The 23,525-nt window shown below is 57.1% G+C and carries 23 protein-coding genes; 5 read left to right on the forward strand and 18 right to left on the reverse strand.

What is annotated here, in order from left to right; all coding sequences use genetic code 11:
* Positions 1-2: 2 nt before the first annotated feature.
* The 4 genes from ACR0DH_RS15920 to ACR0DH_RS15935 form a co-directional block, all read right to left on the reverse strand.
* A complete protein-coding gene (locus ACR0DH_RS15920) occupies positions 3-2,168 on the reverse strand; it encodes a heavy metal translocating P-type ATPase (protein WP_480550840.1) in 2,166 nt (721 codons plus the stop codon).
* Positions 2,169-2,184: 16 nt separating this feature from the next.
* Positions 2,185-2,643, reverse strand: coding sequence for a FixH family protein (locus ACR0DH_RS15925; protein WP_480550838.1), 459 nt, complete (start codon positions 2,641-2,643; stop codon positions 2,185-2,187).
* Positions 2,644-2,645: 2 nt separating this feature from the next.
* Positions 2,646-4,073, reverse strand: a complete 1,428-nt coding sequence (gene ccoG / locus ACR0DH_RS15930; protein ID WP_480550836.1) for a cytochrome c oxidase accessory protein CcoG — start codon at positions 4,071-4,073, stop codon at positions 2,646-2,648.
* A gap of 100 nt (positions 4,074-4,173) precedes the next feature.
* Positions 4,174-5,052 (reverse strand): LysR family transcriptional regulator, encoded by an 879-nt coding sequence (locus ACR0DH_RS15935; protein ID WP_480550834.1) that lies wholly within the window; start codon positions 5,050-5,052, stop codon positions 4,174-4,176.
* Positions 5,053-5,153: 101 nt separating this feature from the next.
* Here ACR0DH_RS15935 and ACR0DH_RS15940 point away from each other — a divergent pair, with 101 nt between their 5' ends.
* Complete coding sequence (locus ACR0DH_RS15940) at positions 5,154-5,312, forward strand: hypothetical protein (protein WP_480550832.1); 159 nt, start codon at positions 5,154-5,156, stop codon at positions 5,310-5,312.
* Between the two features lie 150 nt (positions 5,313-5,462).
* On the opposite strand, the gene ccoP is transcribed toward ACR0DH_RS15940, so the two are convergent.
* The 4 genes from ccoP to ccoN are packed head-to-tail and all read right to left on the reverse strand — an operon-like array spanning position 5,463 to position 8,892.
* Complete coding sequence (gene ccoP, locus ACR0DH_RS15945) at positions 5,463-6,326, reverse strand: cytochrome-c oxidase, cbb3-type subunit III (RefSeq protein WP_480545442.1); 864 nt, start codon at positions 6,324-6,326, stop codon at positions 5,463-5,465.
* Positions 6,323-6,529 carry a cbb3-type cytochrome c oxidase subunit 3 gene (locus ACR0DH_RS15950; protein ID WP_480545444.1) on the reverse strand — a complete coding sequence of 69 codons (207 nt, stop codon included), beginning with the start codon at positions 6,527-6,529 and terminating at the stop codon, positions 6,323-6,325. The genes ccoP and ACR0DH_RS15950 overlap by 4 nt, the downstream gene beginning before the upstream one ends.
* Before the next feature lie 12 nt (positions 6,530-6,541).
* The gene (ccoO, locus tag ACR0DH_RS15955) at positions 6,542-7,270 is read right to left on the reverse strand and encodes a cytochrome-c oxidase, cbb3-type subunit II (RefSeq protein ID WP_480545445.1); all 729 of its coding nucleotides are present in this window, start codon (positions 7,268-7,270) and stop codon (positions 6,542-6,544) included.
* Positions 7,271-7,284: 14 nt separating this feature from the next.
* The gene (ccoN, locus tag ACR0DH_RS15960; RefSeq protein WP_170533199.1) at positions 7,285-8,892 is read right to left on the reverse strand and encodes a cytochrome-c oxidase, cbb3-type subunit I; all 1,608 of its coding nucleotides are present in this window, start codon (positions 8,890-8,892) and stop codon (positions 7,285-7,287) included.
* Between the two features lie 192 nt (positions 8,893-9,084).
* Between ccoN and ACR0DH_RS15965 the strand changes: the two genes are divergently transcribed.
* On the forward strand, positions 9,085-9,924 hold the full coding sequence (locus ACR0DH_RS15965) for a universal stress protein (RefSeq protein WP_480545448.1): 840 nt from the start codon (positions 9,085-9,087) through the stop codon (positions 9,922-9,924).
* A gap of 46 nt (positions 9,925-9,970) precedes the next feature.
* Here ACR0DH_RS15965 and ACR0DH_RS15970 read toward each other — a convergent pair whose 3' ends face one another.
* Together ACR0DH_RS15970 and fnrL are read right to left on the reverse strand one after the other, a co-directional pair.
* The gene (locus ACR0DH_RS15970; RefSeq protein ID WP_480550860.1) at positions 9,971-10,201 is read right to left on the reverse strand and encodes a GlsB/YeaQ/YmgE family stress response membrane protein; all 231 of its coding nucleotides are present in this window, start codon (positions 10,199-10,201) and stop codon (positions 9,971-9,973) included.
* 80 nt (positions 10,202-10,281) lie between these two features.
* Entirely contained in the window at positions 10,282-11,025 is a 744-nt protein-coding gene (fnrL, locus tag ACR0DH_RS15975) for a transcriptional regulator FnrL (RefSeq protein WP_480550830.1), read from the reverse strand.
* Between the two features lie 61 nt (positions 11,026-11,086).
* Between fnrL and hemN the strand changes: the two genes are divergently transcribed.
* Both hemN and ACR0DH_RS15985 read left to right on the forward strand, forming a co-directional pair.
* Positions 11,087-12,442 (forward strand): oxygen-independent coproporphyrinogen III oxidase, encoded by a 1,356-nt coding sequence (gene hemN / locus ACR0DH_RS15980; protein WP_480550828.1) that lies wholly within the window; start codon positions 11,087-11,089, stop codon positions 12,440-12,442.
* Positions 12,443-12,652: 210 nt separating this feature from the next.
* Entirely contained in the window at positions 12,653-14,581 is a 1,929-nt protein-coding gene (locus tag ACR0DH_RS15985; protein WP_480550826.1) for an elongation factor G, read from the forward strand.
* Positions 14,582-14,600: 19 nt separating this feature from the next.
* Here ACR0DH_RS15985 and ACR0DH_RS15990 read toward each other — a convergent pair whose 3' ends face one another.
* The 5 genes from ACR0DH_RS15990 to ACR0DH_RS16010 all read right to left on the reverse strand — a co-directional run bounded on the left by ACR0DH_RS15990 (position 14,601) and on the right by ACR0DH_RS16010 (position 21,004).
* A complete protein-coding gene (locus ACR0DH_RS15990; protein WP_480550824.1) occupies positions 14,601-16,178 on the reverse strand; it encodes an ABC transporter ATP-binding protein in 1,578 nt (525 codons plus the stop codon).
* The gene (locus ACR0DH_RS15995) at positions 16,175-17,281 is read right to left on the reverse strand and encodes an ABC transporter permease (RefSeq protein WP_480550822.1); all 1,107 of its coding nucleotides are present in this window, start codon (positions 17,279-17,281) and stop codon (positions 16,175-16,177) included. The genes ACR0DH_RS15990 and ACR0DH_RS15995 overlap by 4 nt, the downstream gene beginning before the upstream one ends.
* Positions 17,282-18,367, reverse strand: a complete 1,086-nt coding sequence (locus ACR0DH_RS16000; RefSeq protein ID WP_480545462.1) for a microcin C ABC transporter permease YejB — start codon at positions 18,365-18,367, stop codon at positions 17,282-17,284.
* A 6-nt stretch (positions 18,368-18,373) separates the two neighbouring features.
* Positions 18,374-20,317, reverse strand: a complete 1,944-nt coding sequence (locus tag ACR0DH_RS16005) for an extracellular solute-binding protein (RefSeq protein WP_480550820.1) — start codon at positions 20,315-20,317, stop codon at positions 18,374-18,376.
* Positions 20,318-20,491: 174 nt separating this feature from the next.
* Positions 20,492-21,004 carry a c-type cytochrome gene (locus ACR0DH_RS16010; protein ID WP_170534527.1) on the reverse strand — a complete coding sequence of 171 codons (513 nt, stop codon included), beginning with the start codon at positions 21,002-21,004 and terminating at the stop codon, positions 20,492-20,494.
* A gap of 120 nt (positions 21,005-21,124) precedes the next feature.
* Between ACR0DH_RS16010 and ACR0DH_RS16015 the strand changes: the two genes are divergently transcribed.
* Positions 21,125-21,958, forward strand: coding sequence for a prephenate dehydratase (locus tag ACR0DH_RS16015; RefSeq protein ID WP_480550818.1), 834 nt, complete (start codon positions 21,125-21,127; stop codon positions 21,956-21,958).
* Positions 21,959-21,968: 10 nt separating this feature from the next.
* On the opposite strand, the gene ACR0DH_RS16020 is transcribed toward ACR0DH_RS16015, so the two are convergent.
* Genes ACR0DH_RS16020 through ACR0DH_RS16030 form a run of 3 tightly spaced genes read right to left on the reverse strand, consistent with a single transcriptional unit; the run spans position 21,969 to position 23,491 of the window.
* Entirely contained in the window at positions 21,969-22,511 is a 543-nt protein-coding gene (locus tag ACR0DH_RS16020) for a chloramphenicol phosphotransferase CPT family protein (RefSeq protein ID WP_480545468.1), read from the reverse strand.
* A gap of 5 nt (positions 22,512-22,516) precedes the next feature.
* A complete protein-coding gene (locus ACR0DH_RS16025) occupies positions 22,517-22,990 on the reverse strand; it encodes an N-acetyltransferase family protein (protein ID WP_480550816.1) in 474 nt (157 codons plus the stop codon).
* Positions 22,991-23,023: 33 nt separating this feature from the next.
* Positions 23,024-23,491, reverse strand: a complete 468-nt coding sequence (locus ACR0DH_RS16030; RefSeq protein WP_480545472.1) for an SRPBCC family protein — start codon at positions 23,489-23,491, stop codon at positions 23,024-23,026.
* Positions 23,492-23,525: the final 34 nt, after the last annotated feature.

Consider the following 23,525-nt stretch of genomic DNA (forward strand, 5'->3'; position numbering starts at 1 on the left):
GGTTACCTCAGCCGCAGGGCGTTCAGGGATACGGTAATGGACGAGGTCGACATCGCCAAGGCCGCTATCAGTGGCGTCGCCAAACCAGCAACGGCCAGCGGGACTGCGATAACATTATAGACGGTGGCGATGCGGAAGTTCTCGCGAATCCGTTTGGTGGCTTTGACGGCGGTATCGCAAGCGTCCGCGATGGGCGACAGATCGGTGCCCAGCAAAACGATGTCTGACGCGACGCGTGCGGCATCCAACGCCGAAGCCGGAGAGATCGAGACATGCGCCGCAGCCAGCGCGGCCGTGTCGTTCAAGCCATCACCGACCATCAGCACATGCCGACCCTGATCACTGAGTTCCTGAATACGCTGGGCCTTGTCTTGCGGCAGCGCCTCGGCGATCCAGTTTTGGATGCCCAGCTTGTTGGCCAAGGCCTCAACAGCACCTTTGGAATCGCCCGAGATCAGCATGATCTGCTTTCCAGTCCTCGCAAATGCTTTGACCGCCTCTGCCGCTCCGGGCCGTAGCGTGTCTGAGAAGTTGAAAGCCTTGGGGGGATTTGATCCGACCGACAGCCACGCTGAAGTCTCGGACCCTTGCTCAGCCCCCACCCAAGCCGCCCGGCCGAGGCGAACCCGCTGACCGCGATATTGCCCTTCGGTGCCGTAACCCGGCACCTCAACAATATCCCGAACCCTGGCGGATTTGACCCCGGCAGCCCGCGCTGCCTGTGTCAACGCAACCGACAACGGGTGGGCCGATGCCTCGGCCAGTGCCAATGCAATTTCCAGATCAGTGCGGGAATGGTCACCCAGATTGGTCAACTCGGGTGCCCCCGATGTCAGCGTGCCGGTCTTGTCGAACACCACCGTGTCCACCTCGGCCAGACGTTCCAATGCGGTGGCATGTTTGATCAGCATCCCCTTGCGGAACAACCGGCCTGAGGCGGCTGTCGTCACCGCTGGCACAGCCAGCCCTAAGGCGCAGGGGCAAGTGATAATCAGCACCGCCGCAGCAATGTTCAATGCGGTGCGCAGATCGCCGGAATAGATGTACCACCCCAAAAAGCTGAGCGCTGAAAGGATGTGAACCCCCGGCGCATAAAGCTTGGCAGCCTTATCGGCCAACGACGTGTATCGAGACCGACCGGATTCTGCGATCGCAACCAGATCGGCCATACGGTGGAGTGAAGTGTCTTCTCCCACAGCGGTGGCTTGAATGGTCAGCGGGCCGGTCAGGTTGACCTCGCCCGCGCTGACGGTTTGGCCGGCTTCGGCAAAGACAGGCAAGGTTTCACCGGTCAACAACGACCTATCCAATTCGGATTGACCCGAGACGATCTGGCCATCCACCGGCATACGCCCACCGGGGCGAACCAGGATCAGATCACCCACGTTCAAATTGGAAACGGCAACTTCTTCCTCGGCCCCATCGATGACGCGAATGGCGCGGGGCACCTCAAGCGCGGTCAACTCCTCAGCTGCCGAGCGCGCCGCCGCCCGAGTTCGGTAGTCCAGATACCGTCCGGCCAACAGGAAGAATGTCAGCGTGAGCGCAGCATCAAAATAAGCATGTTTCCCGCTCAGCGCCGTTTCCCAAAGCGATGTCGCAAGGGCCAGCAGGATCGCCAGCACGATCGGCACATCCATGTTCAGGCGTCGAACACGCAAGGCGCTCCAAGCATTGGCAAAGAAGGGCTGTGCCGAAAAGGCAATAGCTGGCAAGGCGATGGCAGCAGAAATCCAGTGGAACATGTCGCGCGTCGCATCGGCGGCACCTGACCAGACCGACACGGACAGCAGCATGACATTCATCGAAGCAAAGCCAGCCACCGCCAGTCGCATCAACAGATCCCGACCCGCCTTATCCGCGCTGGTTGCAGACAGGGCACCGGAGTCCAGCTCATGCGCTTCATACCCGGCGCGTTCCAGAACCGGGATCAGGTCCGCGGCCCGCGTCTCGGGCGCAGCTTTGATCATCGCGCGTTTGAGGGTCAGGTTCACGCGCGCATCCTCGACCCCGGGATGTGCATTCAGTGCACGCTCGACATTCGCGATACAGGCCGAACAGTGAATACTCGGCAAAGACAGCGCAATCTGTACATCCTCGGGGATCGGGCGCGCCGGTTCTGCCGGGGTTGCGATGCAGCCGGGACACGCCGCCGTACCAGAGGGCATTTGCGCCGTCACACCATCAGCCTTTCACATGAAGCGGCACGCGCTGTGCAAACTCAGCCCCCGCATGATCACGGGCCACCAGCCGGATATTCCAGTTCCCCTTACCCAAAGCAGCTGGTGTCGCGTAGGCGATGCCATCAAAGGTAAACTCAGGCGAGAAGTCATCCTTCACATGGGTCGCGCGCCCTACAACCGCCTGCAATTCAGCCACCTGAACCGGCGCGCCGGTCGCATCGGTGATATGCAGAATTAACAGCCCGCCCTTGGTTTCGGCCCGTACGTCCCACCCCAAGGCTCGCTGTTCCTGCAGACGTTCGTTGAAGTTCTGGCTGGCGACGTAGGAGTTCTTTACCTCCAACCCCGGAAAGGTTTTCACCGCGCTATAGGCCAACAGCAGGTTGACTGAGATGATGACTGTGAAGGCACCCACAAATATGGCCAGTGCATGTTTTCCCGTAAACTTGCGTTCTGTCATGATCAATTTCCTCGTCCATTGAACGTGGTGTCTTTGTAAGCACGCTCGCCATTGGTGATGTCCTCGACCCAAATCCGAACGGGCGTTGTGTCCGCACCAGCGGGGCCGGTGTCACCCGAAGCCACGATATAAACCCGAACCAGCTGTGCCGTATCCGCCGTCACATTTACAGTATGCAGGTTTGTGCCCTCAATCTCCATCCGCATGCTTGGGTCGCCAGCAAGTGACAGGCTGAACAACCGATCCTCGCCATGTTTGTTGCGCAAGCGCACATCATAGGTGTTGCGAATGGTGCCATCAGACAATGTCACAAAGGTCGGGTTGCGGACAGGAGCGACGGTCAGATCAATATCGGACCGGATGAACAGCGCGAACAGCAAGGCGAAGCCGACAGCAGACCAAAGTGACGTGTACATGATGGTGCGCGGCCGTAGGATATGTTTCCAAACGCTCTTGGGCGGATGGCCTTCGCGTTCGCTGGGTTCATCGCTCAGTGCCATATAGTCGATCAAACCACGCGGCTTGCCGATCTTAGCCATCATGTCGTCGCAGGCATCGATGCAAAGCGCGCAGGTGATGCACTCAAGTTGCTGGCCGTCGCGGATATCGATGCCAACGGGGCAGACATTCACACAGGCCATGCAATCGATGCAATCGCCCAACTCGGAGTCGGCGGTGCGTTTGCCTTTGCCGCGCGGCTCACCGCGCCATTCTCGGTAGCCAACGACCAGAGTATCCTCGTCCATCATTGCCGCCTGAATGCGAGGCCAGGGGCAGGCATAGATACAAATCTGTTCGCGCGCGAAGCCGCCGAACAGGAAGGTCGTGCCGGTCAGGATCAACACGGTTGTGTAAGCCACCGGGTGCGCATTGCCGGTCACCAGATCGCGCAGCAGAGTTGGCGCATCGGCAAAGTAGAACACCCAGGCGCCGCCTGTCAGCAGGCCGATCAGGAACCAAGACACCCATTTGGTCAGGCGCAGGCGTGCTTTGCGGAAATCCAGCTTCTCTTGTCGTTGCAGGCGCAAACGCGCGTTCCGATCCCCCTCGATCCAGCGTTCGACCAGGATGAACAGGTCGGTCCACACGGTTTGCGGGCAGGCATAACCGCACCAGACTCGACCCAAGGCCGACGTGAACAGGAACAGTCCAAGCCCAGCCATGATCAGCAGGCCCGCGACAAAATAGAACTCATGCGGCCAGATCTCGATCCAGAAGAAATAGAAACGCCGGTTGGCCAAATCCAGCAGCACCGCCTGATCCGGCAAACTGGGGCCACGATCCCACCGGATCCACGGGGTTAGATAGTAAATCCCCAAGGTCACGATCAGGATGATCCATTTCAGGTTGCGGAATGGTCCGGATACGCGCCGCGGAAAGATAGGTTCTCGTGCGGCATATAAGCTGGGGGCGGGGTCGGAATCGCTCACTGGCTGGCTCCAAGAATTGGCACTTTGGCTCACGTGTTTTCTCAGATCACGTCGGTGCAAACTTTGACATGGGTCAAAACGCGCATCGAGCAATCATCTTTTATTGAGCTGTGCCAGCTTGTCGCTTCAACCAACGAACAAAGGTTTTAACAGCCGGTCTAAGCGGTGTTTTTGCCGTTAAAACATGGTATCCACTGCTTTCTGGCTCGGCATAGAGCTCAACCAGGCGTCCGGCGCGGATATCCTGTTCGACGAAATGTCGCACTGTGGCCGTCACTCCTTGCCCGGCGCGAAGCCCATCCAACAGCAGATTTCCTGGCAAAGACAAACGACCCGCCAACGGGGGATGATCGACACCCCGTTTGGCCAGCCAATTGCTGGCCTCAGTGGTGCCAAGTTCCTCCAACCAGGGCAACTGGCTCAGCTCTTCCGGCGTCCAATTGGCTTTGCCCCCTAACAAAGCAGGCGCCGCCACGACGACAAAAGGTGTTTTTAGCAACATCTCAACATCTACTCCTGGCCACCCTCCAGCGCCGTACCGGATTGCGACATCAACCCCGCCGGGCGCAAGGGTGACGAGATGTGGCGAGGGGTCGATGGCCAAGTTGATATCAGGGTACTCGGCCTGAAACGCGGGCAAGCGTGGCATCAACCACGATGCGGCGAATGAAGGTGTCAAAGACACATGAACCGGGCGCGCCTCGCCCGACCGCATCAGATCTTCTACAACGGCACCGATTGATCCAAACCCAAGCTGCAAGGCGCGGGCCAGATGCTCGCCTTCAGCAGTCAGGGTCAACGCCTTCCCACTGCGATCTAAAAGCGCAACACCAAGGTGTTTTTCAAGCGCGCGAAGCTGTTGGCTGATTGCCGCATGACTGACGTTCAACGCGGCACCGGCATCGCTCACATTCCGCCTTTCAGCAAAGGCAGCAAAAGCCCTGAGTGAGGCCATCGGAGGAAGAGAAAGCCAATCCATATGTAATCCGTACTTACATGTTGGAATGGTAATTGAGTGGCATTCAGCGCGTCAAAGGTCAATCTCTATTGTCAGAAATGCTTCTGCACAGGAGAGAAACCATGCTGAATGTTCTTGCCCGTTCCTTTATGACTGCGACCCGAATAGACACGCCGCGTATCCAAAACGTAACAAAGCAAGGCGACCGCAAACGTCGCTGGCTGCCAGAAAGTCACTGGTGGATCAAGAACCCACGCGATGTGGATCTGGGCAATCTTTGATACGTGCAAAGATAAGGTGAGCGAACCGCTGCCGAGTGCAGCCTTGTTCACAATATACAGGCACCGGCCGCTCAGGAAACGCGCGAACAGATCGAGCAGCCGGCGCCTGAACCTGCAGGCAGCGCACTGCCTGCAGGTATTCTTGTATGCTTACTGACCGCCACCCAGCTGGTGGACATAGGCCGTAACCGCACGGATCTGAGCTTCGGTCAGGCGGGTATCCCACGGCGGCATCACGCCAAATCGGCTATATGTCACCGTTTCGGTCAAGGCCTCCTCACTTCCGCCATAAAGCCAGATCGCATCGGTCAGGTTCGGGGCACCTTGGAAGACATCCCCCTGGCCATTCTCACCATGACAGGCCGAGCAATTGTCTTCGAACACAACCTTGCCAGCTTGCGCCGCCGCATCATCGGTTTGCGCGTTGGTCAGAGACATGACGTATTGAACCACTTGGGTGATTTCCTCTTTTTCAAGAAGCTCACCAAAGGCCGGCATTTCGGACCAGCGGGTGTCATCGCTTTCCTCACTACGGATGCCGTAGCTGACCGTGGTTTCGATGTCTTCCAACGTTCCACCCCACAGCCATGCGTCATCCAGCAGGTTGGGGAAGCCGGTTGCACCCTGCGCACCCGAACCATGACACTGTGCGCACCAGGTACGGAACACCGCGCTGCCTGCGTTGACGGCATATTGCTGCAACTCGGCATCTTTCGAGATATCCTCGAGCGGGGTTTCCACCAGCTTCACGTTCCAGGGCGCATTGGCCTCTTCAAACGCAACCAGTTCCTTCTGCACCTCTTCACGGGATGACCAACCCATGACGCCTGCGGTGGCGGATTGAACCAGCGGCCATGCTGGGTACATGATCGTGTAGATCACACCCCAGATGATCGTGGCATAGAAGGTCCACAGCCACCAGCGCGGCATCGGGTTGTCAAACTCTTCGATGCCATCCCAGGTATGGCCGGTTGTATTTGGATCACCCGGCTGTTTATCAGGTGTCTTGTTCATTGCCGCGCCTCCTTGGATGTGGCGGGTTCGTCTTGCTGCGGTGCAGGTGCATCGGCGTGCCGGAAGGGAATGTTTGCGGTGTCCTTGTATTCCTTGCTGGCGCCGGGCCGGAAAACCCAGACCACGATGCCAACGAAGAAGGCAAAGAGCAGCAATAGCATCCAGCTATCCGCGAATTGCCGTAGCAGTGTGTATTCTTCCATCCTACCCTCCTGCTATCGGTTTGCTGCGGGGGTGAAGGTCGAGAAATCGACCAGCGTGCCCAGCATCTGCAGATAAGCGATCAGCGCATCAGCCTCGGTCAGTTCGGGCTGACCATCGAAGTTGCGCACGTTGACCTTGTCGCCATAACGCTCCAGCAACCCGTCAAAATCGCTGTCCGGATCGGCCTGAGCGCGGAAGTCCGCCACTGCGTTCTCCAACATCTCTTCGGTGTAGGGTGTTCCAACAACAGCGTTCACCGCCATGATGTCACCAATGTATTCACCGTCGATCTTGCGGTTTTCAAGGAAACCGTATTTCGGCATCACCGATTCCGGCACCACCGACTGTGCATCGCGCAGATGGCGCACGTGCCAGTCATCCGAGTAGCGGCCACCCACGCGGGCCAGATCAGGCCCGGTGCGTTTCGACCCCCACTGGAACGGATGGTCATACATCGACTCGGCCGCCAGCGAGTAATGGCCATAGCGTTCGACCTCGTCCCGCATGGGGCGGATCATCTGGCTGTGGCAGACATAGCAGCCTTCGCGGATGTAGATCTCACGCCCTGCCATCTCGAGCGGGGTGTAAGGGCGCATACCCTCCACCTTTTCAATGGTGTTCTCAAGATAGAACAGCGGGGTGATCTGAACGATGCCACCGATGGTTACGACCAGGAAGCTAAAGATCAGCAGGAGGGTCGCGTTGGTCTCGAGGATCTTATGTTTGTCAAGAATTGCCATTGCTCCGGCCTCCTTTATTCAGCCGGGACTGCGACGGTCAGGTTGGCCTCACGGGCCGGCGCTTTCCGCACAGTCATCCACAGGTTGTAGCACATGATCAGTGAGCCAGCGAGGAACAGGACCCCACCCAAGCCACGTACCACATACATCGGGAACTTGGCGGCCACGGTGTCGGCGAACGAGTTCACCAGGAAACCGTTGGCATCCACTTCGCGCCACATCAGGCCTTCCATGATACCGGTGACCCACATCGACGCGGCGTAGAGCACGATGCCGATGGTGGCGAGCCAGAAGTGCCAGCTGACCATCTGCAGCGAATACAGACGCTCACGCTTCCACAGGACAGGCACCAGGAAGTACAGCGCGCCAAAGGTGATCATGCCGTTCCAGCCCAGCGCGCCCGAATGAACATGACCAATGGTCCAGTCAGTGTAGTGGCTAAGGCTGTTCACCGCACGGATCGACATCATCGGACCCTCAAAGGTGGACATTCCATAGAAGCCGACCGAGATGACCATCATGCGGATGATCGGATCGGTGCGCAGCTTGTCCCACGCGCCCGACAGGGTCATCAGACCGTTGATCATACCACCCCAGGACGGCATCCACAGCACGATCGAGAACACCATGCCCAGCGTCGAGGCCCAGTCGGGAAGCGCGGTATAGTGCAGGTGGTGCGGACCGGCCCAGATATACAGGAAGATCAGCGCCCAGAAGTGGATAATCGACAGCTTGTACGAGAATACGGGACGTTCGGCCTGTTTCGGAATGAAGTAGTACATCATGCCCAGGAAGCCCGCAGTCAGGAAGAAGCCCACAGCGTTGTGGCCATACCACCACTGTATCATGGCATCCTGCACGCCGGACCAGACGATAACCGATTTCGAACCCCAGATGCTGACCGGGATGGTCATGTTGTTGACCAAGTGCAGCATCGCAACGGTCACAATAAAGGCCAAGTAGAACCAGTTGGCCACATAGATATGCGGCTCTTTCCGCTTGATGATCGTGCCCAGATACACGGCTAGGTAAGCCACCCAGACGATGGTCAGCCACAGGTCCACATACCACTCAGGCTCGGCATATTCCTTGGATTGCGTACCACCCAGAACATAGCCAGTTGCGGCCAGCACTATGAACAGCTGATAGCCCCAGAATACGAACCATGCGAGGTTGCCACCCCACAGACGCGCAGCACTGGTGCGTTGCACCACGTAGAATGACGTCGCGATCAACGCGTTGCCGCCAAATGCAAAAATCACTGCCGAAGTGTGCAGCGGACGCAGACGACCAAAGTTCAGATAGCCCTGCGCCCATTCAAAGTTGAGCGTTGGAAAGGCCAGCTGGAACGCAATAAAGGTTCCTGCAAGGAACCCAACAACACCCCAGAAGGCTGTTGCGATCACGCCATAGCGGATCACGTCATCCATGTATTCGCCCGAGCGATCTACTAGAATATCTGGCTCATCCGTGTTTCGAAGCGTCCAGATAAACAATCCCGCGGCGATGACCATCACCAGAATCGCATGCACCTGATACGCCAAATCCCGTGCGTAATTTGACCCTATGGCAGCAAACACCACCAGAAGGCCAAGCACGATCAGCTTGATGTAATTCGACATATTGCGTCCCTTTACCCTGCTCTGCGCGATTTACATGCCGCGCAGAACCTTTTTGACTGCTTGATGTATTGTCGAATGATGGTCCCGACTGCTTTGATCTGAGTCAAGACAACCCGCCGTTTTCTGTGACACGCATAATAGGTGAATGGGCACCTACCTATAACGAACCCGCGCTCGGAAGATGAGGTCGACATGGCTTACAAATCTATTCTCACCATCATGACTGAAACAAAGTTGGCCCAGCCTGCACTTGCCCAGACCGCCGTTCTGGCCGAGGCGCAGGATGGTCATGCCGAGGCCCTGTGCCTGGGTGTCGATCGCAGCCAAACCGGCTATTATTACGCCGGCGCAAACGCGTTGATCCTTCAGGAAACGCTCAGCCGGGCCAATGCGGATGCCGATGAAGTTCTGGCGTTTGCAAAGGACTATCTGAAAAAGACATCAGCGCGCTGGTCAGCCGAAAGTGGCGTTGCCCAGATTGCCGATATTGGCCGCCACGTCGCGCACCGCGCCCGGTTCTCAGACCTGGTCGTGCTGTCTCAACCCTATGGGGAGGAGTGTGGCGCCGAAGCAGAGCCCATCATCGAGGCTGCTATGTTCGAAGGTCACGCCCCGGTTCTGGTTGTCCCGGGCAAGGACAACCCAGTTGCTGCACCCCAGAACATCATGATTGCCTGGAACGAAAGTGTCGAAGCAATGCACGCCGTTCGACGCGCCTTGCCGTTCCTAATACAAGCTGAATTGGCGCGCATCGTAGTAATCGACCCGCCCCGCCACGGGCCCGACCGGTCAGATCCAGGTGGCGGCTTATCGCAGATGCTGGCACGGCACGGCGTGAAATGTGAAATCGAGGTACTCAGCAAAACCATGACCCGCGTCTCCGACATTCTGAACCGGCACGCGACCGACACGGAATCGGACATGATTGTGATGGGGGCCTATGGCCATTCGCGTTTTCGCGAGGCGATATTGGGCGGGGCAACGCGCAATATGCTCGAGCAGTCTGTGGTGCCGGTTTTTCTGGCCCACTAAACAGGGTTTGCACTGTGGAGGCTGCCTGTCTGGGCAGCTTCGTTGATCATCCGCGCCGTACCAAACCGATCAGGAACAACAATATCACTGCGCCAATTGTGGCAGCGAAGATCGACGAAAACACGCCGCCTCCTACGGAAAAGCCCAGCGCCGGGAATATCAGACCTGCAACAAAAGCGCCGACTATGCCGACGATGATGTTCCCGAACAGGCCAAAGCCACGGCCTTCCATGATTTTGCCTGACAACCAGCCTGCGATTGCGCCGATTGCAACCATGGCCAATACACTGCTGAATTCCACGGTGTTCTCCTTAACACTAGCGCGCCGTCGTTTGAGCCCGCTAGCTAGTCAGACACTCAGACCAGAAACCCGCCATCCGAGTCATCTCCGGCCTCTTCCAACAGCCGATCCATATCCGGCACAGTCACATGGCGTTTGCCTTCCAGCAAGATCACCCCGTCCTTCTTAAGCGCCGAAATCTGTCGACTGACGGTCTCTAACGTCAAACCAAGGTAATCCGCCATGGCTTCGCGTGTAAGCGGGAGATCGAAAACAAACGGACCAGACAGCCCCTTTTGGCTGACCGATGCATCGCGTCGGGCAATGATCGACAACAGGCTGGCAATCTTTTCCCGTGCGGTCTTGCGCCCCAAAACCAACATCCACTCGCGGGCCGCATCCAACTCGTCCAAGGTCATTTGAAGCAGACGATGTGCAATATGTGGCGTTACATTCATCATGTCTTCGAAGGGTTTCTTGCGAAAACAACACATGACCACATCCGTGGTGGCCTGCACATCATAGGCCGCTGCGTCGCGTCCGGGGCGACCGACAAAATCGCTGGGCAGCAAAAGGCCCACCATCTGGGTCCGGCCGTCCTCCATTGTTTGGGTCAGCGAAGCGATACCCGACACGATCGAGCCGACAAAATTCATCTGATCACCCGACCAAATGATCGTCTGACCTGCTTCGAAGCTACGGTAGTACTTGATGCTATCGAGTGTTTCGAGTTCATCCGCATCACAGCGCGCACACACAGCGCGATGGCGGATAGGGCAACTTTCACAGTTGGCGTGATCGAACTGTAGTTTTGCTGTCATGCGCGTTCCCACTTGATCTCGGTCAAAGCAGCCAAGTCGTCTATCTGCCTAGGGTATCGCTATGATACAGAAATCACAATTGGCTCGGCTTGGACTTTTTGACGCGAAGGTGCCGCGCTACACCAGCTATCCCACCGCCCCCCATTTCAGCAATGATGTGGGGGCGGATCGTTTTGGCGACTGGGTCTCGGCAATCAGGCCTGGAAGCGCGATCTCGCTGTACATCCATGTCCCCTTCTGTCGCAGGCTTTGCTGGTTCTGCGCATGCCGCACGCAGGGGACACAAACCGATAACCCGGTGATCGCTTACGTGGATGTGCTGAAAGCCGAGCTCGATTTGCTGGCAGCGCGCCTGCCCGACGGTGTGGTTTTGTCGCACCTACATTGGGGCGGTGGCACGCCGACACTATTGAACGCCGATCTAATGCGCGATTTGTCCCGGCATATCTTTAGCATTGTTCCACTGGGCCCCGATGCCGAGTTCTCAGTAGAGATCGACCCGAACGAGGTTGACGAAGCACGGCTGGATGCGCTGGCCGAGGCGGGCATGAACCGGGCCTCAATCGGTGTTCAGGATTTCGACGACGAGATTCAAAAGACCATTGGCCGCATCCAAAGCTATGACACCACCCGTGATGCGGTCGATTTGATCCGTACACGCGGTATCACCAGTTTGAACGCCGATATTCTGTATGGCCTGCCCCACCAGACCAAGGCGCGCATGACCGAAAGCGTTCAAAAGCTTCTGTCGCTTAATCCGGACCGGGTGGCGCTATACGGCTACGCCCATGTCCCTTGGATGGCGAAACGACAGCAACTTATTCCGTCCGAGACGCTGCCAACGCCAGAACAACGGTTGGATTTGTACGACACAGCCCGCCGCCTGTTCATGTGGGACAACTACGCTGAGATCGGCATCGACCATTTCGCGACGCAAGAAGACGGCCTGACCAAGGCGTTGAATGCAGGGCGGCTGAAACGGAACTTTCAAGGTTATACTGACGACCAGGCCGAAGTTCTGATTGGCGTCGGCGCAAGCTCGATTTCGCGTTTCCCGCAGGGTTACGCACAGAACAACCCGGCGACATCGGCGCATACCAAAGCAATTCGCGATGGGAGGTTTTCGACTTCGCGCGGACATTTGTTCAAGGATCAGGACGCGCTGCGCGCCCGGCTGATCGAAGCACTGATGTGCGATTTCCAGATCAACACAGCCGAAATCCTACGTAACTTCGAAGTATCGGTCGAAGATCTGGGCGGTATGTACGATTCCGCAAATGCGGCCTTCGACGGTTTGCTGCGCATTACCGAAAATGGGTTGTTCATCCCGCCCGAGGCTCGCGCGTTAACCCGGATGATTGCGCGAAGTTTCGACGCTTATGACCTAAGCAAAGCCGGGCACAGCTCCGCGATCTAGCATCGTCAGTTGCGCGGCAACCCCCGGGCAAGCGATCCGAAACAGGGGACTTGACGCACGGCATATGGATTCCGCACACTCAAGGCGTGGGCCACAATATGTGCCCACAGCCCGAGGCAGGCCCATTCGCAGACAACCCGTGCCGACACCCCAGCGTGAGGCACCCCCTTTCGTGCAGCCACTCTGCAACCTGAAAGAGGGACAGCACTTATGCGCGTTTTCACGGTTCTAGGCCCCAGCCAATCGGGCAAATCCACTCTGGTCGAGGCCATAAGCCGCCTCGACGGGCGCCCCACAACATTCGACATCTGCGGAACCGTGCATTTGCACGGTTTTTCTTATTTGGACGAGCCCTGGTGCGCGGTTGACGTCGATGGCGGTGGCGATGCGTTGGCCTATGTCGGCCCGGCCATGGCCATCTCGGACGCCGCAGTTGTAGTTGTGCCGCCCGACCCGGACGCTGCGGTCTTATGCGCGCCCTATCTGCGCTTGGTCGAAGAGGCCGGTATCCCCTGCTTCCTGTTCATCAATCGAATGGATAACCCAAATGGCCGCATCCGCGACATCATCGCCGCGCTGCAGACCTATTGCTCTCATCACATCGCATTGCGACAGGTGCCGATCCGGGATGGGGGCACGATCATTGGCGCGGTTGATCTGATTTCAGAGCGGGCGTGGAAATATCAGGATGGCCAACCCTCGGCCCTGATCGAGCTGCCGCAATCGGTTGAGGATCGCGAACAAGAGGCGCGCACCGAGCTATTGGAAACCTTGTCGGATTTTGATGATCACCTGCTAGAACAATTGATCGAAGACAAGCAGCCCCCAAGTGCCGAGGTTTACGAACTGGCCGCGCAAGTCTTACAGAACCACCAACTAATCCCAGCCTGCCTGGGGGCCGCGAGCCATGGCAACGGCCTGACCCGGCTCATGAAAGCCCTAAGGCACGAGGCCCCGGAGTTTGATATCGCCGCTGGGCGGGATGAGGCGGCCGACAATGCACGGGCCATTGCTGGGTTTGCTGATGTGAAGAAGCATATCGGTAAGATCACAGTGCTGCGCGGCCTGGGTGATGGGGTCAAAGCGCATGAAGCCTTAGGTGGCGAAACCGTTGGCAACCTGACCACGTTGGATGCAAAAACACAGATTGGTGCCCTTGAGGCCGGACAGATCGGCCTCGCGGTAAAGTCCGATCACCTCAACCCCGGCTTCATCTATGACAGCCGCGCCGCCACACCGCTGCCCGATTGGGCCGCATCGCACCCGGTTGCGCATCGTCAGGTCATCTCGCCCGCGCATGAGCGGGACGATGTGCGCCTGTCAAACGCCCTGAGCCGATTGGTCGAGATCGATCCAGGGCTTCAGATGGAACAGGATGAACTCAGCGGGCATGCTGTTCTGGGTTCGCAAGGACCGCAACATATGCGGCGCGTGACCGCCAAGCTGGCCGAAGATTTCGGGATTGAGATCGAGACCGACGCGGTTGAAACCGCTTATCGCGAGACCATCCGGGCACCCATTGAGCACCGGCATCGTCACCGCAAGCAATCGGGCGGGGCAGGACAGTTCGCCGATGTCGTCATCTCGGTTTCGCCATTACCCCGCGGCTCGGGGTTTAAGTTTGAAGAGGTCGTCAAGGGAGGAGCCGTTCCCAAGAACTACATCCCGTCGGTTGAACACGGGGCACAGGACGCATTGGTTCAGGGGCCCGAAGGCTTCCCTGTGGTGGATGTCAAAGTCACCCTAAGCGATGGGAAACACCACAACGTAGACAGCTCGGACTATGCCTTCCGAACGGCTGGCAAGAATGCCGTACGTGAGGCCCTGCCGCAAGCCAAGCCAGTTGTGCTGCAGCCCATTCTGAATGCCGAGATTCACCTGCCATCTGATTTTGTAGGTGATCTGGTCCCCACGATCAGTTCGCTGCAGGGGCAGGTTCTGGGGTTTGAAGGCAACCCGAATGCGTCGGGTTGGGAAATCTTCAACGCCCAACTTCCGGCCGTCGCGCAGGATGAGCTGCATCGAACCCTGGCCAGCGCCACGCGTGGCACCGGCTGGGTAAACCTGAACTTCGATCACTATGAGGAGTTGCGCGGACCGGTCCCAACTACGGCCTCACACGAAAAAGTCAACGCATGACAACTGCGCAAGGCGGGCGTCAGCCCGCCGCTGCGATCAGCTCGCGCGTATAGTCTGTTTGAGCGTTCTCAAACAGGTCTTCCGCTGCGCCCATCTCGATCACGTCGCCGTTGCGCATGACGATCACGTTATGCGACATCGCCCGAACGACCTTTAGATCATGACTGATGAACAGATAGGCCAGCCCGTATTTTCGCTGCAAATCGCGCAGCAGGTCGACGATCTGCACCTGCACCGTCATATCCAGCGCGCTGGTCGGTTCATCCAGTACCAGCAGTTTCGGCCGCAACACCATGGCACGTGCAATCGCGATCCGCTGACGTTGTCCGCCCGAAAACTCATGCGGATAGCGATCCATCGAGGCCGGGTCCAGACCCACTTCGGTCATCACCTCGGCCACCAGTTCGCGCGGGGCACGATGCGGGTCGACCTTGTGAATGGCCAACCCCTCGGCGATGATCTGCATACAGGTCATACGCGGGCTCAGACTGCCAAACGGGTCCTGGAACACGATCTGCATGTCCTTGCGCAACCGTCGCAGCTCGCGCGTGGACCAGCGGCGGACGTCCTGATCGCGGAACGTGATACCGCCTTCAGATGCGATCAATCGCATGATAGCCAATGCAAGCGTGGTCTTGCCCGAACCACTTTCACCGACAATCCCTAATGTCTCGCCAGCTCTGACACTCAGCGTTGCGTCATTGACGGCCTTCACGTGACCTACAGTTCGTTTCAGGAAACCACGCTGGATCGGGAACCAGACTTTCAGATGATCCGTCCGTGCAACCTCTTCGGCACCGGCGGCCACAGGATCAGGCTGGCCCGAAGGCTCAGCCTCCAACAGCTTGCGCGTATAGGGGTGTTGCGGGTTGTCGAAAATCTCAGCCGTGATCCCGGTTTCGACGATCTCTCCGTCTTTCATCACGCAGACGCGATCAGCGATCCGCCGCACGATGCCAAGGTCATGGGTGATAAACAGCATCCCCATATTCTCGGATTTCTGAAGCTCAGCCAACAGTTCCAGTATCTGTGCTTGAATGGTCACGTCCAGCGCGGTCGTGGGCTCATCCGCGATCAGGATGTCCGGCTTATTGGCCAAGGCCATCGCAATCATCACACGCTGACGCTGCCCGCCTGACAATTGGTGCGGATAGCTGTCCAGCCGTTCCTCGGGATCGCGGATGCCAACCTTGGTCAGCAACTCGACAATCCGAGCGCGCGCTGCATCGCCTGTTAGCCCCTGATGCAACGCCAGGGATTCGGCCATCTGTTTCTGGATGGTGTGCAACGGATTCAGCGACGTCATCGGCTCCTGAAAGATGAAGCTGATGTCGTTTCCACGAACCTCCATCAGCTTGTCCTCGGACGCGCCAATCATTTCTTGCCCATCATACCGCACGGACCCTTCCACAATCGCGCTGTCCCCCAGCAGGGACACTGTCGACAAGGCTGTCACGGATTTACCCGATCCCGATTCCCCGACCAACGCAACGGTTTCGCCACGGTCCACGGTGAAGGAAACACCTTTGACCGCTGTCGAGACCTGCCCGTCCTGCCGGAACGAGACCCTCAGGTTGTTCACATCCAAAAGGCTCATGAGAAGGTCTTTCTGGGATCAAACGCATCACGGACACCTTCGAAAATGAAGACAAGCAGCGATAGCATGATGGCAAAGGTGAAGAACGCCGTGAAGGCCAGCCAAGGGGCCTGAAGGTTTTGCTTGGCCTGCAAAGTCAGCTCACCCAGCGACGGGGCCGAAGATGGCAGGCCGAAGCCGAGGAAATCGAGCGAGGCCAGCCCGCCGATGGTGCCGGTCACGATGAACGGCATGAAAGTCAGGGTTGCGACCATCGCATTGGGCAACATGTGGCGGAACATGATGGTCATGTTTCCCACGCCCAGCGCGCGCGCGGCACGGACATATTCCAGATTGCGCGCCCGTAGGAACTCGGCCCGAACAACACCCACAAGCCCTGTCCAACCGAACAGGATCATCAATGCCACCAGCAACCAGAAACTTCGCCCCAAGATGGCGAACATGATGATGATGACATAGAGCGACGGCGTCGCCGACCATATCTCGATAATCCTCTGGAAAATCAGATCAAGCCAACCGCCAAAGAACCCCTGAATGGCCCCGGCAAATATGCCGATCAGGCTGGCCGCGCCTGTCACCAGCAGGGTAAACAGGATCGACAGGCGGAAGCCATAGATGACCCGCGCCAGCACATCGCGTTTCGTGTCATCTGTGCCCAGCAGGTTCTGCCCGTTGGGCGGCAACGGGGCCGCACCGGAGCGGTCGACGCTGGTGTTGTAGGAATACGGGATCAGAGGCCAGATGGCCCAGCCGCGTTCGAACCCATCGGCCTGATAGGTTCCGGCGTCGATCTGTTCGATAATGCCTTCGGGGTCGTCGAAACAGGCGTCCATACCACCACTGTCGATCAGGCATTGCACTTCGGGGTCGCGATAAATCGCTTCGGTTTGGAAGTCACCGCCAAACTCGGTTTCTGGGTAAAAGTTGAAGATCGGCGTATAGAACTCGCCGCGGTATTGCACCAGAATGGGTTTGTCGTTGGCGATGAACTCGGCAAATAGGGACAATCCGAACAAGATTGAGAAGGTGATCAGCGACCAGAATGCCCGGCCATTGCGCCGAAAATTACGCCAGCGGCGCTGGTTCAGAGGGGAAAGCGCCATTTACCCCTCCCGCTTTTCAAAGTCGATGCGCGGATCGACAAGGACATACATCAGATCGCTGATGATCCCAACCACCAGACCCATCAGGCCGAAGATAAAGAGCGTCCCGAATATCACCGGATAGTCCCGCGCCACGGCAGCTTCGAACCCGAGGCGCCCAAGCCCGTCTAACGAGAAGATCGTCTCGATGATGATCGATCCACCGAAGAACACACCAATGAAAACAGCTGGAAAACCAGCGATCACGATCAGCATGGCATTGCGGAACACGTGGCCATAGAGAACCCGTTTTTCGCTCAACCCTTTCGCGCGGGCTGTCATGACATATTGCTTCTTGATCTCATCCAGAAACGAGTTCTTGGTCAGCAGCGTCAGCGTCGCAAAGGCGGAAATGGTCAGTGCAATGATCGGCAAGGCGATGTGCCAGAAGTAGTCAGCGATTTTGCCAAGCAGGCTCAAGCTCTCCCAATTGTCCGAAGTCAGCCCGCGCAGCGGGAAGATTTGCCAATAAGATCCACCGGCAAACAGAACCAGAAGCAGGATGGCGAACAGGAAACCGGGGATGGCATAAGCAACGATAATGGTGCCGCTGGTCCAGGTGTCGAAGGTCGATCCATCCTTAACGGCCTTGCGAATGCCTAAGGGAATGGAGACCAGATAGGCGATCAGGGTGGACCAAAGGCCCAGAGAGATCGACACGGGCATCTTTTCGAGCACCAGATCGATCACGCTGATCGACCGGAAATAACTCTCACCAAAATCCAGCGTCAGGTAGTTCCCCATCATGTTCAAAAACCGCTCTAGCGGCGGTTTGTCGAAACCGAACTCCTTTTCCAGTTCTTCGATAAATTCCTTCGGCAATCCACGGGCGCCAATGTACTCGCTGTCTGAACCAAACGTTTCTTCGGTCTGAACGTTCTCGCCCCCGGCAAAACCGGCGAATACATCACCCTCGCCCTGCATCTGGGCCAGAATTTGCTCGATCGGGCCACCTGGCACAAATTGCACCAGTGTGAAATTCACGATCATGATGCCAAGCAACGTTGGAATGACCAGCAAAAGCCGGCGTAGTATATATGCGCCCAAAGCCTGTTACCTCACCGCGCCGGCAGATTTTAGTTTCTGGTATTTCTCTTCATTGAACCACCAGAAATCAAACTGACCCACAGCCAGCGGAGGCAGCACCTCGGGATGCTCATACATGTCGTAATAGGCGACCCAGGTATCTGAAACAAATCCGGAAGGTACCTGAATTCGCAGGTATCTAAGGACACGATCCAGAGCTTTTAGCGATGCAATCTCTTCCTCGCGCGATTTGGTATCCAGAGCTGCATCAATGATCGCGTCAACCAGCGGGCTTTGCAAAGATTGCGGATTGTATGACGATACGACGGCGGTTTCTGATCCATACGCCTGTTTGAGACCGGTACCTGCTTCCAAGAACGGCTGATTGCGGAAAAAGATCATGTCGAAGTCTTTATCATAGTACCGCTGAATCCACTGGGCACTGTCGATCTTTTCAACCGTGACCGAAACACCAAAGCTTTCCAGGCTTGATGCATAGGTGGTCACGATAGCCTCTGCCGTGTCCGAAGAGGACGCATTCAGCATGATCTGGATAGACATCGGATTGCCATCGGCATCCTGCAGCTTGCCTGCACCATTTACAGTCCAGCCCGCTTCGGAGAGCAGCTTTAAGGCAGTGCGTTTGTTCCTACGATCCACGGTACGCGATGGGTTTGAACTGTGCGCACGCACCGCTTCTTGTGTCAGAACCTCTTCGGGAACCAAATCGCCAAAGGACTCGAGGAAGGTTTTCTCAAGACCCGTCGGAACCCCCTCGGCAGCCACTTCCGAGTTTTCTGCGAAGGAATGGCGCTGTTCTGTAAGACCATATTGCAGGGATTCGGACGTCCATTCAAAGTTGAAGGCAAGCCCCAAAGCCTCACGCACTTTAATGTCGTCAAAGGGTGCCCGCGTCATATTGAAGATAAAGCCCGACGGGGATGGAGGCGACATGACCGGTATTTCTTCGCGTTTCACATAGCCGTTTTGGACAGCCGGAAAATCATATCCCGTTGCCCATTTCTTGGTGCTGCCTTCAGCCCGGAAGGTGTAGACACCCGCCTTGAACGCCTCAAATTCGGCAGCATCATCTGCGAAGTATTCGACCCGAACGGTCTCAAAGTTATGACGGCCAACATTGATCGGCAGATCCCAACCCCAATAGTCGGGGTTGCGTCGATAGACGATATAGCGGTTCAGCTCAAAATCATCGACCACGTAAGGCCCGCTGCCCATCGGGGTTTGCAAGCTCTGCTTATCTAACCGTTCGCCCGTTTTTTCGTACCAGGCTTTTGAAAACACAGGCGTCCCGCCAACCTGAGAAATCAAGGAGCGGCGCGAAATTCCGTCTACAAAATTGTATTTGATCGTGTGGTCATCGATGATCTCATAACCTTCGATCCGCTGCTTCACCGCGCGGGCATAGCTGCGGATGCCTTGTTCCAGAAACAGGTCATGCGTAAACGCTGCGTCATGAGCGGTCAGCGGAGTGCCATCTGCAAACCGGGCTTCAGGACGCATATAGAATATGCACCATTCCTTAGTGTCTGGGTATTCGACGGCTTCGGCCAACAACCCGTAAGCTTCTGTGATGGAGTCTGCAGGTGTCGCTGATCCAAATGGGCTTTCGCCAAACATGCTTTCCGCAATCAGCCCCGAATACCGCCCAGCTTTGCCTTGCCAGTTGAAGCGGTTCATCCCGTCGAATGTACCACGCGTTGAAACCGATATATGCCCGCCAACAGGCGCATCCGGGTTCACATAATCAAAATGTTTGAAGTCCGGTGGATATTTGAGATCACCAAAGAAAGAATAGCCATGCGCCCGAATGATAGTCTCCGCATCAGTACCAGCGGCCAATGCGCCGCCGAGCCCGGGGGCGGTTGCAGCAACAGCCGTACCGCCCAGTAGCTGCAGCGCGGTGCGCCTGTTCATACGCGCCTGCGTTGGTGTCGTGCTTTTGCGTGTCATCCCCACCTCTCCTACAAACCTGTCAACGTCTTAATGCGTCTAAGCCTAGCTAAAGGTCTAGAACACTCAGTTTCAAGTTTAGAATGCATAAGCGTATTGTGAAGTAATCCTCACGCAAAAATTAAAGCCGCTGCAAAATGCAGCGGCTTTCACGAGTTTTTGATCTGTTAAGGATCAATTGCCGATGGTTTGCAGATAGGCAATCAGATCGGCGCGTTCTTCTGGCTTTCTGAGACCAGCAAAGCTCATGGATGTACCCGAGATATAGGCGCTTGGGCGCTCAAGGAAGGCATCCAGGGCTTCTGGCGTCCAGTTACCGCCATGTGCCTGCATCGCCGCCGAATAGCCGGTGAACCCTTTGGCCGTTGCAACAGGACGGTCAACAATTGCGTACAGATACGGGCCCGTGCCATTTGCCCCGTCTTCCAGCTTGTGACACGCAGTACACTTCCGGAAGACACGTGCGCCCTTTTCGGGATCAGCGGCGGCCAGCAGGTCCTCAAAGACCACTTCTTCGCCATTCGCGCTTTCGCCCGCACTTTCGGTTTCGATAATGTAAGCGGCTTCCGCCTCGCCATGACCACCGGGCGAATACAGGATATCCGCACCCCATTTGGCCAGGAGAAGCACCAGGAAAGTGCCGAACAGGCCTGCTGAGGCCTTGGTAACTGTCATCGTGTCGAACATTGATCGCGTGTCCATTTCAGCTGTCTGCGCAGGTGTCTAAGGCTTCCCCTGACGAGAGGCAAGGTATAGACACCGCGACTAAACGCCCAATTCAAGAACTTGTTGCACGGAATCGACCAAATGACCAATCGCATTGCTTTTCAAGGGGAACCCGGTGCCTATAGTCACGAGGCCTGCCGCAATGCGCGGCCGGAGATGGAGGCGCTGCCCTGTCGCACCTTTGAGGATGTGATCGAATCGGTTCGCTCGGGCCAGGCCGATCTGGCTATGCTACCGGTCGAAAACACCACCTATGGGCGCGTGGCTGACATTCACCGGCTTTTGCCCCATAGCGGCCTGCACATCATTGACGAAGCTTATGTGCGCGTTCACATCAATCTGCTTGGTGTCCCCGGCGCCAGACTGGAAGATGTGACCGAGGCACATTCCCATCTGGTTTTGCTGCCTCAATGCGCCACTTTCCTGCGCGAACATGGTATTCGTGGCCGAGTCAGCCCCGACAACGCCCGCGCCGCACGTGAAATCTCTGAGGCTAACGATCCGCATTCGGCCGCATTGGCCAGTGAACTGGCGGCCGAAATCTATGGCCTGGACGTACTGGCGCGCCATATCGAGGACCACGGTGACAACACAACCCGGTTTCTGGTCATGTCGCCTAAGGCTGATACTTCCCGCCGTGGTGACCATGAGATGATCACCAGTTTCGTCTTTCAGGTTCGCAACATTCCCGCTGCTCTTTATAAGGCCATGGGCGGGTTTGCGACCAATGGGATCAACATGACCAAGCTGGAAAGCTATATGGTTGATGGCTCGTTCACGGCGACTCAGTTCTACGCCGATATCATGGGGCATCCGGACGACCGGAATGTTCAACTGGCGATGGATGAGCTGCAGCACTTCACGACCAATGTCGAGATTCTGGGGGTCTACCCAGCCGCCCGGCCCAGGGGCTAACAACTCTTAGTTAGTTTTTGGCGTCCGAGAACTCGGACCGGCGTTCACCGCTGCACCATGTGGCGAGTATGGCATCAACGCATAGATCGGTTCCATCGGTCGACGTGACCTCAAGATCGTATCGCCTGCCGTTGTGGATCGTGGCTTGATCCTGCGCGGCGCTGCCCAATGGGCGGTCCCCTCGTCGACGCTCACGCTCGGTCAGCACCGGCAATGGGCAGTGGACCGCGACAAACAGCACATCATGAGCTCTGAACAGGGACTGCAGCTGTTCGACCCAACCCGGTGTATCCAAGATATGCTCTAGGATCAGATGATTGCCCGCATCCGCATAAGCGGCCACCGACCTGTGGAACCCATCAAAGAATGCGGCCCGATCCGAGGGCCAATCAAACTCTGCTGCGCGATACCGATCCAAAGGCAGCACCCCGGCATCCCGAAGATGGTCAATCGAGATATGCCAGAACGGCAGTTCTATCTTCTTCTGAAGCGCGCGCGCGATTGTGCTCTTGCCACTGCTCGATGCACCATGAAGGACAATGATATGGGACATGCGTGTCAGACTAACAGAGTATAGGCTTTTGACACCCCAGCATCGAGCTGTCGATAGGTTCGGAACCCCATCGCGTCATAATAGGCAAGGCCGTCTTGATTATCCGCACCAATCGTTGCGTCGATTGATGTCAGCCCGAAATCGCGGGCAGCGTTCAACGTCTGGGCAAACAATCCGCGCCCGATGCCGCGTCGCGCGGCTGATGGCCGGATGTGAGTGCCTATGATGCCCCAACCCACCGCGACATCATATGGGTTGTCTTTGGCCGCATATCTCAGCGACTGAAACCCAACGATTTGCCCGCTTTGATCAACGGCAACCGTGCAGCGAACACTGTCAGGATGGGTGACATAGTGACCCAGAACAAACTCGGCTGTTACTGGCGCCTTGCGCTTTCCCGCCTCAAAGATGTCCTGCAAGACGCTTGCGATACCCTCTGCGTCACCTTCTCGCGCAGGTCTGTACAAGATTTCGCTCAAATCCCTGCCCCTAACTGCCCGCAGCAACCAACATCATGAGCCGTGCTTGTAACGTTGCTCCAGCTCGCGCGCGAATTCAGCCAGCCGCAGTTGAAATTGCTTGCGGAACCGCGCTTGCCCCAGCTTCATTGATTGCAACAGCAACCGGGCGGGCAGGGATTTTGCGCTTAGTGACATATCCACGCTCAACCGAGTCCGACGCTGCGACAGCGCAAGCAGATCAATCGTCGTGACACCTGCCATCCCCTTGCTGTTGGCCTCGAACCGCATCTGCGCCGGGCGTTCACAATCGGTCATGACAACGGTCATCTGGCGTGCTTTGCCCCGCAGTTTGAATTCGGTGTCCCAGGTGGTGCCCGCCGCAGGCGGGACGTCCTGCGTCACGCGCCGCACGTCTACGCCGCGACGCATCGCCATCCGCTCGAACCGGTCGAAATCGGCGACCATCTCAAATACCGAGTTTATCGGGGCTTCAATATCTTCACGTGCTGAAAACTGCATTTCGGCCTTTGCTACGCTTTTTGTATAGTTTTCC

The organism is Ruegeria sp. I1 (assembly GCF_056532675.1).